Here is a 15253-nt window from a genome sequence, read left to right on the forward strand (position 1 = left end):
ACGGACAGGCGGACAGCGTGAGCGGATTCTTCGACGAGCCTCCTCGGCAGCCCAAGCGGAGTCCTTCGCCGCAGCCGTCGCAGCGTTCGCGTGCGCTGGTGCTCACCGCGATCATCCTGGTCGCGTTGTTCTTCCTGGCCTCGGTGTTCACCGGGGTGTGGACCGACCGGCTGTGGTTCCGCAGCCTCGGCTACTCCTCTGTCTTCACCAAGGTGCTCGGCACCCGGGTGCTGCTGTTCGTGGTCTTCGGGCTGCTGCTCGGGGTGATCGTGGCGGCGAACGTCGCGATCGCCTACCGGTTCCGGCCGATCTTCCGGCCGGCCTCGCAGGAGCAGGTCAACCTGGACCGCTACCGGGAGGCGATCGAGCCGCTGCGGCGCTGGGTGCTGATCGGCATCGCGGTCGTGCTGGCGCTGTTCGCCGGCGGCTCCGGCTCCGGGCAGTGGCGGCAGTTCCTGCTCTGGCGGCACCGCCAGTCATTCGGCACCAAGGACCCCTACTTCAACCGCGACGTCGGCTTCTACGTCTTCGAGCTGCCCTGGCTGCACTACCTGATCGACTTCGGCATGGCGATCATCGTGCTCTCCCTGATCGCCGCGGCGCTGACCCACTACCTCTACGGCGGCATCCGGCTGCAGGCCAAGACCGACAAGCTCTCCGGCAGCGCGCAGGCGCACCTGTCGGTGCTGCTCGGGCTGTTCGTGCTGCTGAAGGCGTTCGACTACTGGCTGGACCGCTACGACCTGACCACCGAGGGCGGCGGGCTGTTCACCGGCATGGGCTACACCGACCAGAACGCGGTGCTGCCCTCGAAGAACATCCTCACCTTCATCGCGCTGATCTGCGCGCTGCTGTTCTTCGCCAACGTGCTGCGCCGGACCTGGATGCTGCCCTCGGTCGGGCTGGCGCTGCTGGTGCTGTCCGCGATCCTGCTCGGTGCGATCTGGCCGGGCATCGTGCAGCAGTTCCAGGTGCGGCCCTCGGAGCCGGACAAGGAAGGCCCCTACATCGGCCGGAACATCGAGGCGACGAGGTCGGCGTACGACGTCAAGGACGCCGAGGTGACCTCCTATGACCCGAGCCCGGTGCTCTCGCAGGCCGACCTCAGCAAGGACGACAAGTCGCTCTCGAACATCCGGCTGCTGGACCCGAACCTGGTCTCGGACGCGTTCGAGCAGCTGCAGCAGGTGCGCGGCTACTACAGCGTGCCGCCGGTGCTCGACGTGGACCGGTACGCGGTCAACGGGCAGGTGCGGGACCTGGTGCTGGCGGTACGGGAGCTGGAGCAGAGCGGCCTGGAGGCGGCCCAGCAGAACTGGGCGAACCTGCACACCGTCTACACGCACGGCTTCGGCGTGATCGCGGCCTACGGCAACCAGCGCAACGCCGACGACAAGCCGGTCGTGGACCCCGAGGGCAAGCCGGTGTGGGCCGAGCAGGACATCCCGCCGCGGGGCGTGCTGACCGACATGTTCCCGCCGGACGGCTACCAGCCGCGGATCTACTTCGGCGAGAACAGCCCGTCGTACTCGATCGTCGGCAAGCCCAAGGACGGCCGCGACGTCGAGCTCGACATCCCGGAGGGCACCGGGACGCAGCAGACCACGACGACGTACGGCGGCCAGGCCGGCGTGCCGGTCGGCGGGATCTTCAACAAGCTGCTCTACGCGGTGAAGTTCTCCGAGCCGAACATCGTGCTCTCCAGCCGGGTCAACGAGAACTCGAAGATCCTCTACGACCGCACCCCCCGGCAGCGGGTCGAGAAGGTCGCTCCGTGGCTGACCGTGGACGGCGACGTCTACCCCGCGGTCGTCGACGGGCGCGTGGTGTGGATCGTGGACGGCTACACCACCACCGACCGCTACCCGAACTCCGAGAAGGACTCGCTCTCGGACATGGTGTCGGACTCGCTGCAGCCGCGGACGGCGTACGCGACGCTGCCGACCGACGAGATCAACTACATGCGCAACTCGGTGAAGGCCGTCGTCGATGCCTACGACGGCACCGTGACGCTCTACGAGTGGGACAAGGACCCGATCCTGGACGCCTGGTCCGCCGCCTTCCCCGGCGTGGTCCGCGCGAAGTCGGAGATCCCCGACGCGCTGCTCGAGCACATGCGCTACCCCGAGGACCTGTTCAAGGTGCAGCGCAAGATCCTCGCCACCTACCACGTGGAGCAGCCGAAGACGTTCTACGAGGGCAGCGACCGCTGGCGGGTCCCGGAGGACCCGGAGAACAAGACGCAGACACAGCCGCCGTACCGGCTGTCGATCACCACGCCGGGCGGCGTCGACGAGCCGGTCTTCTCGCTGACCAGCGTCTTCGTGCCCCAGGAGCGGCAGAACCTGGCCTCGTTCATCTCCGTGGACGCCGACGCGTCGCGGGACGACTACGGGAAGATCCGGATCCTGCGGCTGCCCAGCAACACGCAGGTGCCGGGGCCCTCGCAGATCGCCAACCAGTTCGCCTCGGACCAGGAGATCCAGGACAAGCTGCTGGCGTTCACCCGGACCAACTCCAAGGCGCTGTTCGGCAACCTGCTGACGCTGCCGATCGGGGACGGGCTGCTCTACGTGCAGCCGCTCTACACGCTGCGCGAGGTGGGGGAGGGCCGCTACCCGGTGCTGCGCTACGTGCTGGTCTCGTTCGGCCAGGACGTCGGCATCGGCACCACGCTGAACTCCGCGCTCTGCGACGTCCTCGGCCTCGGCGCGACCTGCCAGGGCACGACGACCAGCACGCCGTCGGAAGGCGGTGGCGGTCAGGGCACCGGGACCGGTGGTGGGCAGGGCGTCGTCAGCCAGGACGTCCGCGACCTGCTGCAGCAGGCGGAGGCCAAGTTCACCAAGGCGCAGGCCGCACTGCAGGCCGGCGACCTCGCCGCCTACGCCAAGGCGACCGAGCAGGCGCGGTCCCTGGTGCAGAAGGCGATCGAGGCGGCCGGCGTGGCGCCGGAACCGAAGGCCAAGAGCGGCGGAGGCGGCGGCAGCTCGAAGTCGGGCTGATGCCGCTGGGCCCTCTCCCTGGGCGCGCTTGACCGGAGCTCTGCTCTCCGGTCTCGGGCGTCTGGGGGAGGGCCTTCGCCTTGTCCCGCGGCTCGCTGTCTGGCAGCTCACCAGGACTCGATTTGGAGTGCTGCGGACCAGTCCCGTAAGGTAGGTATCACCGACGCGGGGTGGAGCAGCTCGGTAGCTCGCTGGGCTCATAACCCAGAGGTCGCAGGTTCAAATCCTGCCCCCGCTACAAAGGTAAAACCGCAGGTCAGAGGCCGTTTCCGGAGTTATCCGGAAACGGCCTCTGATGTTTCTCGGGCCTCGATGTCAGCAGGATGTCAGCAGGCGCTGCCACGAATAGGGCGTCCAGACGTGCGTGTCAGCGGCGGTGGGCGGTGCAGTGATGTACTTGTGCGCCACTGGGTGAGGCACTTGGTGAGCGTGTCGGTGAGCCTGCCGAATGGGTGGCGCGGTCAGGCATGAGTCCCTCTAGTTCGGGGGTGCCGAGGAGGTGCCGCCCCCGCCCACATAGACGCACCCCTTGGTCGTTTACGAAGTGCGGGTAGCACCTTGATGGCCAGTGTTGAGCGCAACGAGATCCCCGTGTCCCTCATCCGCGCTGTGTTGCCGAATCCCGAGCCAGTGTCCCGGCGTCCCTCCGGGACACCTACGTCCCCGCAGGACACCGTGATTCTCAGCAGGACACCCATCTTCTTGTCAGGACGCTCGGGGCCTGGTGAAGACGCTGCGGTCCCGGCGCAACACTCCTAGGCCCGAACCAGCCAGGCACTGGCGCATCGGACCCTGCCGCTGACCTTGGCGCACACGGCGTTGAACGACCTCATCTCGAAGTAAGGGGCCGTCACGCCGCCTCGTCTTGGGGCTTCCCGCGCAGAGCCGTGACCAAGCCCCGCAGCTCGGCGACGACGCGGAGTGCACGTTCTGCACGGGAGGGACTCATCCACATGCTGGCGACGGCGAGACAGAGCGCCGAGGTGGTGACCAGGAAGACGGCAGCACCTGCGAGCAGCACGGCGATGCTCGCCGCCACTGCTGTCACGTGCATCCAGTCCATCGTCTCTACCTCCGGGACTGCTCCACGAATGGCTCGCGCGGACTCAGCGGCAGGGGCTGGCTCTCCACTAGGTTTGAGGAATGACGGCACCCGTCTTTGACTTGACTGCGATGCGTTCCACCGAGCTGTTGGGCCTGTACTCCCAGATCTTGACTGAGCTGAACCAGCGGACTGTCGTTTGGTCCCGCAACGCACCAGCAGGCGACTACGCAGAGTTGCTCGTGGCCGAGGCATTTGGGGGGAGCATTGCGAAGTCGTCCAAGAAGAGTTGGGACGTGCGTCTCGACGACAGGCTGCTCCAAGTCAAGTGTCGCGTAACCGACGCCGCGTCGACGAAGTCCCAGTCGTACTCACCCTTCCGCAGCTTTGACTTCCACGCTTGCGTCTTCGTAGTGCTCGACTCGGTCACCTATGAGGTGGTCCGAGCCGTCGAAGTGCCCCGGGAGACTGTGGAGTCGTCTGCATCGCTTTCTGAGTGGGTCGCGGGTAGCAGAGTGACAGTGAAGGCTGTCATGAACCTGGTGGATGCACGCGAAGTCACCGATGAACTACGGGCCGCTCAGCGCGATGTCGATGCAAGGGGACGTCAGGCTGGCTACGACACCGCGTGATCGTGCCGATTGACCCAAGCAACCCTGTCGAACTCGACCGCGTTCCTATCGCCGCTAATCTGACGTTGGGGCTCACCAGATGTGGCGCTGATCTAAGCGCGACCGCGTCGTCTCAGATTCGGTGACCTATTGCTTGACGGGCACTGACCTCACCCGCTGGCCGGGTGCCAGGGTTGGTCGCGCACCTGGCGGTGAGGCGCATGGTGAGCCATCACTTACTCCAGTGGGCCGCGTCTCTCAGTCCATTCGGCCGGGCTGTTGCGCTTGAGTAGGTCCCGATTCACGAGGAGTGGAGATGGAGACCCTTCTGCTAAAGATCCCGAGGTCATGGCGCGGCTGGCGGTCGGCCAGACGAAGGTCTACGAGCTGATGTCCAGCGGCGAGCTGAGGTCGGTGAAGGTCGGCCGGTCGCGCCGGGTGCCGAGTAACGAGCTCGAGCGCTTCATGGCCGAGCTCGATGACAGCCGACCAAATCTGCGCTTGCCCGCGCCGAGGGGGTCCACGGCCCGGGCTTCGTAGCCCCCTTTCCACAGGCATGCGGCCGCCGATACCGGTGCCCGTGTCCTAGGGCGACGCTGGCTTTCGTGTCCATTCGCGCACGCTCGTGCGCTTGAAGAGGCGGATCCCGGTGAGGAGGCAGACGTGGTGTGCCAGGAGTGGCTGAATATGCAGGTCTGCCGAAGTGCCCGATTCGGGCGTAGCGTGGTTGCCTCAACATCACGGTGCGCCGACTTGGAGGGGCCTGGAATGTTGCGATCTCGGCTGGTGCTCGCGACCTTCCTGGTGGTGACGTGCGCTGCTTGCAACCAGAACGAGGCCTCACCAGCCCCGTCTCCCAGCTCGGATCCGACCACGTCGGCGCCCTCGGCGCCGACGTCCTCAGTTCCACCTGAACTCGCCGGCTACAACGAGAAGGAACGGGCGGCCTACGAGACGGCGGTGGACGAGTAAGACGCGTTCACGAAGCGCAACGACAAGTTCTACGCGGCCGGTCAGACGACGGGCGCGGCGAAGAAGTTCTACCAACGCTACGCCGTCGATTGGTCGACGGCATGGGGCAATCTCGCCCAGGTCGCTAACAACAACGTCACCGTCAGTGGCTCGACCAAGAGCGTGTGGACGAAGCCGCGGTCGATCAAGCTTGGCGGGCCGAGGGGCGACGTCATCGTGCTGCGCCGATGCCTTGATGAGTCGGGCCGCGTCGTCACCCAGGATGGGAAGAAGCTCGACCAGCCGCAGTTCAAGAAGCCGCACATCTATACCGTCCGGTTGGAGAAGCACGCCGGTGAGGACTGGTGGCGCTCGGGAATCGCGGAGCAGGGCCAGACATGCTGAGCCGGGCGCTTGGGATCTTGGTGGTGGCCCTGTTGCTGCCGCTTCTTGTCGTGGCGCCGAGGGCCGTCGCCGACGGGGACTCGCAGTGCCCGCCGGGAACGAACCCCGTCAGCGTCGGGTCCGGGGTTATCTGCGTCGTTGTCACCGATCCCGGCGAACCCAGCAACCCGGGCGACCCAGGAGATCCCGGGAACGGCGGTCGGGGACCGCCGGTCGGCTGCTATAAGTCCGACGGCACCGAGGTTCCCTGCCAGACACATGACGGCACCTGGTGGTCGGGGCACCAGTGCTACGCCGCTCCCTACGACGCGCCGCCCGGAACCCCGGCTTGGCAGGGGCACACCGACGGCTCGCTGTGGCAGTGCACCAGCTGTACGTCTGCCGGGGTCGCAACTACCTGCAACGTCCAGATCCTCTGGACGGCGCCGGGCCAGGAGCCCGGACCGCCGACGCCCGAGGAGCTCGCGGCCACGGCTCTCGGGCTGATGCCTCTCGCGATGGCCGACATCCGCACCGCCCCCGAGCCGCCCGCGGCGACCTATATCGGTGTTGAGAACTGGCTCTGGATACCGGACGGCCAGTGGGCAACGTTGCACAAATCCGTCACGGCGGGTGCGACGACAGTGACCGTCACGGCTACCCCGTCGCAAACTGTCTGGGACCTCGGACCGACCGCTGTCACGTGCTACGGGCCGGGGAAGCCATGGGTCCAGGGCATGACCGAAGCTGCCAGCACCACGTGCGCCTACACCTACAAGGAGACCTCGGACAGAGAGCCACAAGGGCAGTTCCAGATCTCGGCGACCATTCGCTACCACGTGACCTGGAGCTGCTCGGGAACTTGTCCGACCACCGGCGGTGACTTGGGGCTCGTCGATGCGCCCGCAGGAGCCAGCACCATGCGTGTCCTTCAGCGCCAGACGGTGGTGGTCCAGTGAGCACAGAAGCCGACCCGCGCGCGACCACGGACCAGCGGCCCCGGGCTGCTACGCAGCGGCCGATGTCCCTTGGCCATGACCTTCCCCGGGTACCTCGGCGGTACGGCCAATGGGCCGGTGCGGTGCTCTTCGTCGTCATGGCCGTGCTCCTCGCCGGGTGGTTCTGGCAGCAGAAGAGCGACCAACGCCCGGTGCTCGCGATCGCCGAGCCAGTCCCGGCCGGCTCTGTGATCACTGCCAAGGACCTAAAGATCATCGAGGTCTCGGGCGTCAAAGGCGCCATCCCGTCGGCCGACAGCGACACCGTCATCGGCGGCACGGCTGCGGTCGGCCTTGTGGACGGCCAGATCCTGACGCGCGACATGGTCACCGCCGATCCTCTCCCGGGACCGGGCGAGCGGGTGGTCGGCCTTCAGTTGGAGGCCACCCGCGCCCCCGCCGGGCTCGCGCCGGGCGACGTCGTCGTGGTGATCGCGGTGCCGCCGGAGGGTGACCCGAGCACGCCGGGCAACCTCGACAACTCGACGGTCTTGGCCCCAGCGCAGCGGTCGCCTCGGCTGCAGCGATCGAGGGGGCGGGGACTCGCCTGACCCTCGTCGTGCCCGAACCGGTCGCCGAGCGTGTCACCGCCTACGTGGCAGCCGGGCGAGTGGCGCTGGTGCAGGCTCCCGCAGGGGGTGACGAGTGATGCTCATTGCGCTGTGCGGAGACAAGGGCTCGCCCGGAGTGACCACGACCGCTTTGGCGCTCGCATCGGCGTGGGCCGGACAAGCGATTGCCGTCGAGGCCGACCCTGCCGGCGGTGATCTGGCGATCCGGCTCCACCCGGGAGGCTCCACCCTTCCCGAGACTCCGACCGTGCTGTCGGTCGCAACCGCCGCGCGCGCCGAGGGCTGGTCAGCATCCCACCGCCGGTGGGGGAGGTATTGATCGGGACCTCCAAGACTGTCTCATCGACAGTGAGCGTGCGCTTGATGAGGTCGAGGTGGCTGGGCTTGAGGGCGATGAGCTCACCCCATCGGGGTCCCCGGTGGTGGCGACGGTCTCGATCATCAGCCGATGCTGCGCAGGAAGGGCCGCGAGGACGGCAGTGACCTGCGACGTAGGTTCACAGGAGACGGGCGTGGTCAGAGCCGGGTTCGTGGGTTACCACTGGCGCGGTTCTTGCGTTCAGTGTCAGCACAGCGTCTGCTGACATTGCTTTCGAGGGGGCGCTGAGTGAGCTTCAAAGCGAATGGCGGCCATACCTGGCGAAGGTCTGCGTAAGGTCAAACCGGGCGACCCCTTGGCGCTGGCTGACCAGAGGTCAACGCCCCGGTCTCGCCGGATCGGCGTTGGTCAGAAGGTTGGACCGGCGCGACGGTCGGGGGCCTTGGGCTTGCTTGCTTGCCCCCCGCCGCATCCATCACGGGATCCAAACGCATTCGTGAGGCCAACTCAGTTCATCGAACTGCCGCGATGATCTGATCGACGACCTCCCGAGGCGCTGCGTGCTCCCAAACCCTCACGACAGTCCATCCAGCGTCAGTGAGCAACTTGTCCGTCTCAGCATCGCGCTTACGGTTCCGCGCGATCTTCGGCCCCCAGTAGTCCGCGTTCGTCTTCGCCACGGTCCCGTGCTCGGGGCAGCCGTGCCAGTAGCAGCCGTCGATGAAGACGGCCACCCTTGCGCGCCTAAAGACGAGGTCTGCCCGACGGTTGAGGTTCGGGAGCGGTCTGGCATCGACGCGGTACCTTAGCCCGGTGGCGTGGGCGAGGCGACGGACGGCAATCTCCGGCGCCGTGTCCCGTCGCCGGTTGGCCCGCATGACCGCCCGGGATGCGGGGCTGGACGCCCAAGACTCATACGGAGCCATGGGCCCAACTCTGTCATGAGCCTCTTGTGGGAGAGCGACGGACGGGGTCCTGATGGGGCCGACCGTGCAACTCTCAGGACTCACGCCGGACGGCGACGCATCTCTGGCCAGTCGTAGTGGGCAACGCGGATTCCGGCTCGCGCCTTGGTCGTATTCAGCATGAACTTTGGTTCGCGAGATGCGCCGACCGCGCCCTCACCCTTGGGTGCCTGGCGTCCCTGCGCGCGAGATGACAACTGACCAGAAGCGACGGCGGCCCTGAGCGAGTTGCCGTTCGCCAGCCAGAACGACTCCACCCGCAGGGGAGTGAAGGCTGCCTTTCGTGTCCGGCTCTTGCCGGAATTCGATGGCGATGCGGGTCTGGCGCGCCGTTCTGCCTTGAACCTTCTATGCCACGTAACGAATTCACCCGAGTCGTCCATGAGCGCGTTGCCGCTGATGACGAGGAAGCCGATCCCCTGCTCGTCAACGCAGTTCCGGATCGCCCGCTCGTCGTTGAGCAATATTTCGGGACTGGCTGACCGACGTTTGCCTGCGGAGGTCTGGGTCTCGGTGTGGACCTTGATGTCCCAGACTCGGTTGAGTGCGTAGTCAAAGACTGTGTTGCCGTACCGCACACGCGGCCCGGGAACTCGCGGGGTGAACGCTGCCGCGAGGACCGCCCTCGCGCGCTCCTCGCCAAAGAAGCCTTGCCACTCATTATCGTTCGCGCCGCGCAAGCCGTTGTCGGCGAGCCACTCGACTGACTTCCTCCCGTCCCAATGGTCCGGAAGGCCGGACATGAGCGCCGCAGCGAGCGCGTCGCCCTCCGCCGCCGGGGTGGCCAGCATGTCCGAAACCTGAGCACCGAGTCGTCCCAGATTCCGCTCTGCCCCGGCTAGGATCGTGTTGAGCCCGGCAAGCTGGATCGTCTCACCTGTCGATGCGCAGTCGTCCGTCCACGGAACGCCGAGGACACGGGCGAGAGATGCTCCGAGCCGTGTCTTGCTGCCCGTATCGACTCTTGGGTCTCCCGGGAACAGGGCGGTGGCAAGGTTAAGCAAGACCGACTTGTGTTCCTTGCCTCCTGGGCCAAGCCATTCGCGCGGCGCGTCTGTCAACGCGGCGATCCGGGTCACCGCCTCAATCTTCGATCGTGCTGGCTCGAACGCCGCCCACGAAGGCCCGGATAGCGACACCGGAACTTCGTCGCGAAGCCTTTTCAGCGCTCCCTCCTGATACGCGATCGTCGCCGCTTCGAGAAGGGTGTTGAGGCCGCGCAGATTCACCATGTTGAGTTCGACTAGGAGGTCTTCCCGCCACTCGACGTCGAGTCTCATCGCGATCTCCCGGGCCATTGCGGCAGGGGTGCGGACGATGTCGATGTCCAGCTCGAGGGCGTCGCGTAGCGCGACGAGCGCCCGCTTGCCAGCTCGGCTGCCGCCCCGCACCCTCTCTGGCGCTCGTCCGGTCAGCGCATAGATGCGCTCGACCGCCTCGGACTCGGTTTCCGCGGGAAGGAAGAACTCGGCATCTACAGATCGCACCCGCACATTCGAGCAGGTAGCCGCGGGCAAGAGGACGGAACCCGAAGAATTCGCGCGATCCGCTGCAGCGTCCACCCCAGCGGGTGACACGCGAATGGACCTGACGGACCCCTACCTCATGCGCCGCGCCCTGCATACAACTGAGTTCCCGACGACACTCTGGCAGCAATCAGACCTTCGCCGGCCGGTGCTCCGCAAGCCGTTTCCGCACCGTCGAGGGAGTCGTGCCCTTCGCCGCGGCAACAATGTTCTGCCCAATTCCGTCCGGGTCTGCGGCGAGCAGAGCCTGGTCTCTCAGGACGTGCTCCCGGAAGACATGCTGAACGGCTCCGACGGCCACGCCGTTACCCATCTGCCTGTAGGTTGCTGCCGCCGGCTGGTCGGCGAAGATGAACGAGTCGGGCAATCCCTGAAGGCGCGCGGCCTCGCGCGGAGACAACCGGCGCTCCAAGGGACCGACGATCGAGGTCTGTGTGATCGCTACCAACGCGGGCAGGTATGTCGGCCGCTTGGCACGGATGCCCGAGGGGCGGAAGTGCATGACAGTGCTCCAGAGCGACTTCGCGTCCTGTGCTTGCCACTCCAGTTTCCTGCGCGATGCCGGGAAGAGGTGAGTGTAGACCCCCCAGCGCCAGGCCCAAGGCAAGATGTCACGCCAGTGGGCGGCGAACACGTCGTAGTTGCGGCGCAGATGAGACTGCTTCCACGCCGGCAGTGTGGAGTCGATAACCGGTCGGGTGACCTTCTTGGGAAGCCGCAGGACGGCCTCCGATCCGGGCTCGTACCGCCCGTTCTCGTTGCGGCGCTCTGGCGTCGGGGCCCGTCGCATTGCGGCTGCGGCCTCCGGGAAGTCAAGCCAGGAGTCCGCCCAGTATGGGAAGCCTTTGAGCGGGGCACTGGTCCGTTCGCTCATGAAACGAGCGAACTCGTCCCAGGCGTCGATCCAGAGGGTCTCCCCGGGAGTCAGGTCGCAGCCTGGGATCACATGGGACTCATCGAGCAGCTTGCCGTCCAGAAGGTTCCAGCCGCCCTCTGCGGCTCCCGGGTCGAACATCGGCGCATTGCTCTCGGCCACCCGCGGGAAACGGTCCGTCATGGTGGCGACTGGCGGCGGGCCCAGTGCGTTCATGTCTACGGTGCCGTCGTCGTTTCGAGGCACGCTGTCCGGTCCGTAGGTCGCCGTGATGAACACGCGCTCGCGAACTTGCGGGACGCCGCCGAGGTGCTCGGGCAATAGGTGTGGGGAGAAGATCGCTGGGCGGGCCGAGACGTTGTAGCCCTCCTCGCGGAGCGTTCGAATGATGACCTCCCACTCATGCTCATGGCGGGGCCCGATGAGATTGCGGACATTCTCCAGCAGGACCACCTTGGGGTGGTGTGTCTTGATGATCGAGGCGATGTTGAAGAACAAAGTTCCGCGAGCTTCGTCCATCCCGCGCTGGGCACCTGACTTGGAGAACGGCTGGCACGGGAAACCGGCGCACAACACGTCGTGGGCGGGGACGTTCATGATGCCGAGGTCATCGTCAGCATCTTGCGTGATGTCACCAAAGGCCTGGTGGCCCCAGTTCGCCTCGTAGACCGTTGCCGCCTGCCGGTCGATCTCCACGGCGTACACGCACTCGCCGCCGAATGCCTTCATCACGGCGTGAAAGCCGCCGATGCCCGCGAAGAGGTCGATGAATCGGAACGCGGGGTTGCTCATGGGAGAAGCTTAGGCGACCGGTCGGACAGTTTGTGCATCCACGCCATGGTGTTACCAGAGTGACTCGTGATGCGTGCGCAGTCCGGCAATCCGAAGACATGTGACGGAGGTCCTAGGTACGGTCGCTGGTACAGCAATCCAGGGACTCGGGGGCACAAGGGTGAACGTATGGGCGGAGTACGACAAGTGGGACCGGGCCTTGGCCCGCCACGTCTTCACGGATGAGTCCGCCGGCCTCCCGGTCTACCTGGAGGTGACTCCCGAGATGTTCAAGGTGCTGGGCGCCGAGCTCGGTATCTCAGAAGATCCTGTCGCGAAACTTATCAAGGTGGTGCGCAGCACCTTGTATCTAGAGGACCGGCACGGCTTCGACGCGCATTGGCAGCGGTTTCAAATGTGGCGACGGCACGTGCTCGGGTCCGCTGCGACCCGGGAGAAGAGGACCGCGACGGAGATCACTCCTCCTCCCGTCGTCGCGCTGCTTTGCGTGCTGGTGCTGGCTGCCGAGCGGATGGGGGCCGACACGAACCTGGCGGCTCACGCGTACTACCCACGTCTGGGGGAGGTGCTGGGTCTGGACAAGGCTGAGGCCACCCGGCTGCAGCAGGCATTCCCAATCACCGAGGTCTTCTGGCGGGGTCTCAACGAGTACCTGGTCGCGCACGAGGGCAGGCTCGGGCTCCCGACCGCCGACGCACTGTCGTTCCGATATGTCGGCATCCCCCAGTCGCAAGCCCTCGTACGAGCGGCCGACCGCGTCAAGCTGCCGGCGTTCTTCACGCGCTTCGGGTTGGTCCCGGGCTCGGAGGTCATACCGGCGGACCTCGAGCCGTTGCTGGACGCCTGGATCTCCAGCAATCCCTGCCCAGTGAGCAACAACCTGAAGAACCTTTGGGGTCGCGGCGCCGCACGTGAGCGGGTCGCTGGTGTCGTCGCGGTCGAGCTCAGCCTCTGGGATGGCGCGTTCCGAGACAGCTCCGAGCAGTCAGTGGGGGCGACGGGCCAGGTCGGTCTGTGCGCGAATCTGCGCCAGTCGTTCGGTGGCCGCATCATCGAGCTGTCGTTCGTCGCCCGGCTCCCGCGGCAGGCGGAGGCGACCGAACTGGTCGTGAACTCGGCCGCGGGGCGTCCGGCAGTCGGCGTGATACCTGCCGCTGGCGGACGGGTCCGTCCGATCCCGGGAAGCCGCTTCGACGCAGCGTCGCTTGTCGGCGCCGTCTTGGAGCTGGAGGACCCGAAGACAGGCGAGACGGTCACGCGTCGACCGCGGCGGGTGGTTCCGCTCCGTCGCGATGAGATGGTCGGGGCACTGGTCGAGACCGCCCGGCTGCAGCTCGCGGATGACGTTTGTCTGCTAGTCAAGGACGACGACAACCTGCTAAAGGGGGTCATGGGCATCGTCGACCAGTGCGGAAAGCGTGGCGCCACGTTTCGCAGCGTCGCAACTGATGACGCGGAGGCGCTTCCAGGACTGCCCGCTGGCTGGGTTCTCATCGACCAAGTGCAGCTCTACGCCATCCCGAAAGACGTCAAGCACGTCGACCTGCATGCGCTGGTACCGCTCACCACGGCCCAGTTGAACTTCGCCGGCGGCCTCAAGATGCCGGGCCGGATCCGGAAGTACTCCAGCCTTCAACCGCCGGAGATTCGAGCTGCCGTCGCTGAGGCAGAGAAGATGACAGTGACGATCACCTCGCTCGGCGACGAATCGGAGGAGCTGCACCGGTGGACCGAGTCCGCCAACGCCATGGTGATCCCGCTTAATGGCCTCGACCTGGCTGACGGCGATTACGAGGTGACTCTGCAGGTGGACGACGAAGTCCTCTCCCGCCCGACGCTCCGTCTCCGGTCGGCGGACACCCCAGACGCCGTCACCTGGGAGACCTGCACTCCGCTCAACTACGAGCTCGACGGCGGGGCGACGGCGGCGATCTCGGCGTCCGCCTCAGTCGGGCGTTCAGAGTTCTTCGTGGACGGCGTGAACACCGTAGGAGTGCGCGACCGGGCGGCCGCTGCGCCGCGTCCAATCGCGGACGGGATCGGCTGGGAAGCCAAGAAGGTCTCCTCCAACGTCGTCCAGCCGGTCGTTGTGCTGGGCACCGCCGACCCGAAGTCCTGCATGGTCACCGGGCGGCATTACATCCAGCTTCCTACCTGGCATGGCGGGAAGGCGACCTCTAAGACGATCCAGGGCGTGTGCCGCGACTGCGGGATAGTGAAGACCTCGCCCACCCGGCCGCGGTGGAAGAAGCTGGATGGTCCGGCGGACGCGCCGGTGGAGTTGCACCTGGCGGAGTACGCCGGGTCGCGCGAGCTTCAGGCTCCCTGGGACGTTTGCCTCGACGCCGTCGTGCACGTCGGGGGCGGGCCGATCAGTGCCCTGGACCGGATCGCCTCGCATGCCGACGGCACCAGCCTGTTTGCGGACGAGTTTGTCCGGGCCCTTGAGATCGCGGGTCACATCGACGTCCGCCGGGACGACGCCATGGTCCCGCTGGAGTGGGAAGCCAACCCGGCCTATCTCGCCGAGACCATGACGAACGGTTTTGTGCTCGCCGGGGTCTGGTCGGGCCGTGGGCGGGCGCTTCTGCGTTCGGAGATCGAAGCCAACGGCGGGCACCTCGTGCGCGAGGACGGAGTCGACGGCGGTCTGTCGTCCTGGTTCGCTCGGGGCCTGGCGGCAGATGATCTAGAGCAAGCGATGGATGCCGCCGGCTTGGAGCCTGCCGTCGTTCGAGACGCTCCTCGCAAGATGCTGGCGGCACTCCCGACGCTGGGCGAGCTCGAGGCAGCGATGCCGCTGGTGCCGATCCCGGCCTACAGCAAAGCGACCCTGTTCAGTCTGCGGGATGCCTCCTGGCAGACCGTCGCGGGAGTCGGCATCCCGGGCGCCTATCGAATCGAGCAGTCCTTCCGGCGGCTGAGCATCTGGGTCGACGCAAATGGCGCCGTCGAGCGCCAGGCGCGGGTGGGCAGTGTCCAGGTGGTCAAGCACCTCGCTGCTCGTGCCGCCGGACGGCCCTTGGTCGGGTACGTGCCGTCCAGCAGTGCGCTGGTGGTGCCGATCGGCGCGGACCTTCCGGCCCTATACGGCCGGGTCGCGGCGCTGTGCTCCGGGCGGCGTCCGCAGGTGTCCACCAGGACCCGGTCTATCGCATATCTCGATGTGCCCCGCGACGTCGCGGATGGCCTGAACTCACTACTGGCAGGGTGA

General features: G+C 66.6%; 11 protein-coding genes and 1 tRNA gene. 8 read left to right on the top strand and 4 right to left on the bottom strand.

The annotated features are described in order from the left end of the window. Positions 1 to 17: 17 nt before the first annotated feature. Together H9L09_RS14705 and H9L09_RS14710 are read left to right on the top strand one after the other, a co-directional pair. Positions 18 to 3005 (top strand): UPF0182 family membrane protein, encoded by a 2988-nt coding sequence (locus H9L09_RS14705; protein WP_187577621.1) that lies wholly within the window; start codon positions 18 to 20, stop codon positions 3003 to 3005. Positions 3006 to 3169: 164 nt separating this feature from the next. Next, positions 3170 to 3243: transfer RNA gene (locus H9L09_RS14710), tRNA-Met, on the top strand. 612 nt (positions 3244 to 3855) lie between these two features. Here H9L09_RS14710 and H9L09_RS14715 read toward each other — a convergent pair. Then, the gene (locus tag H9L09_RS14715) at positions 3856 to 4068 is read right to left on the bottom strand and encodes a hypothetical protein (protein WP_187577622.1); all 213 of its coding nucleotides are present in this window, start codon (positions 4066 to 4068) and stop codon (positions 3856 to 3858) included. A gap of 80 nt (positions 4069 to 4148) precedes the next feature. Between H9L09_RS14715 and H9L09_RS14720 the strand changes: the two genes are divergently transcribed. From H9L09_RS14720 to H9L09_RS14740, 5 genes are all read left to right on the top strand, one after another. Further along, positions 4149 to 4679 carry a hypothetical protein gene (locus H9L09_RS14720; protein WP_223164063.1) on the top strand — a complete coding sequence of 177 codons (531 nt, stop codon included), beginning with the start codon at positions 4149 to 4151 and terminating at the stop codon, positions 4677 to 4679. Positions 4680 to 5048: 369 nt separating this feature from the next. Further along, positions 5049 to 5198, top strand: a complete 150-nt coding sequence (locus H9L09_RS22830) for a hypothetical protein (protein ID WP_425491731.1) — start codon at positions 5049 to 5051, stop codon at positions 5196 to 5198. A 594-nt stretch (positions 5199 to 5792) separates the two neighbouring features. Then, positions 5793 to 6014 carry a hypothetical protein gene (locus H9L09_RS14730; protein ID WP_187577625.1) on the top strand — a complete coding sequence of 74 codons (222 nt, stop codon included), beginning with the start codon at positions 5793 to 5795 and terminating at the stop codon, positions 6012 to 6014. 23 nt (positions 6015 to 6037) lie between these two features. After that, positions 6038 to 6952 carry a hypothetical protein gene (locus tag H9L09_RS14735; RefSeq protein WP_187577626.1) on the top strand — a complete coding sequence of 305 codons (915 nt, stop codon included), beginning with the start codon at positions 6038 to 6040 and terminating at the stop codon, positions 6950 to 6952. Positions 6953 to 7074: 122 nt separating this feature from the next. Beyond that, complete coding sequence (locus tag H9L09_RS14740) at positions 7075 to 7542, top strand: SAF domain-containing protein (protein WP_187577627.1); 468 nt, start codon at positions 7075 to 7077, stop codon at positions 7540 to 7542. Between the two features lie 852 nt (positions 7543 to 8394). On the opposite strand, the gene H9L09_RS14745 is transcribed toward H9L09_RS14740, so the two are convergent. The 3 genes from H9L09_RS14745 to H9L09_RS14755 all read right to left on the bottom strand — a co-directional run bounded on the left by H9L09_RS14745 (position 8395) and on the right by H9L09_RS14755 (position 12039). Beyond that, positions 8395 to 8808, bottom strand: a complete 414-nt coding sequence (locus H9L09_RS14745) for a very short patch repair endonuclease (protein ID WP_187577628.1) — start codon at positions 8806 to 8808, stop codon at positions 8395 to 8397. Between the two features lie 80 nt (positions 8809 to 8888). Beyond that, positions 8889 to 10334: a hypothetical protein gene (locus tag H9L09_RS14750; protein WP_187577629.1), complete on the bottom strand. Its 1446-nt coding sequence runs from the start codon at positions 10332 to 10334 to the stop codon at positions 8889 to 8891. A gap of 169 nt (positions 10335 to 10503) precedes the next feature. Beyond that, entirely contained in the window at positions 10504 to 12039 is a 1536-nt protein-coding gene (locus tag H9L09_RS14755; RefSeq protein WP_187577630.1) for a DNA cytosine methyltransferase, read from the bottom strand. A 160-nt stretch (positions 12040 to 12199) separates the two neighbouring features. Here H9L09_RS14755 and H9L09_RS14760 point away from each other — a divergent pair, with 160 nt between their 5' ends. Beyond that, positions 12200 to 15253, top strand: a complete 3054-nt coding sequence (locus H9L09_RS14760; RefSeq protein WP_187577631.1) for a hypothetical protein — start codon at positions 12200 to 12202, stop codon at positions 15251 to 15253.

The sequence above is a fragment of the Nocardioides mesophilus genome, assembly GCF_014395785.1.
Taxonomy (GTDB): domain Bacteria; phylum Actinomycetota; class Actinomycetes; order Propionibacteriales; family Nocardioidaceae; genus Nocardioides_B; species Nocardioides_B mesophilus.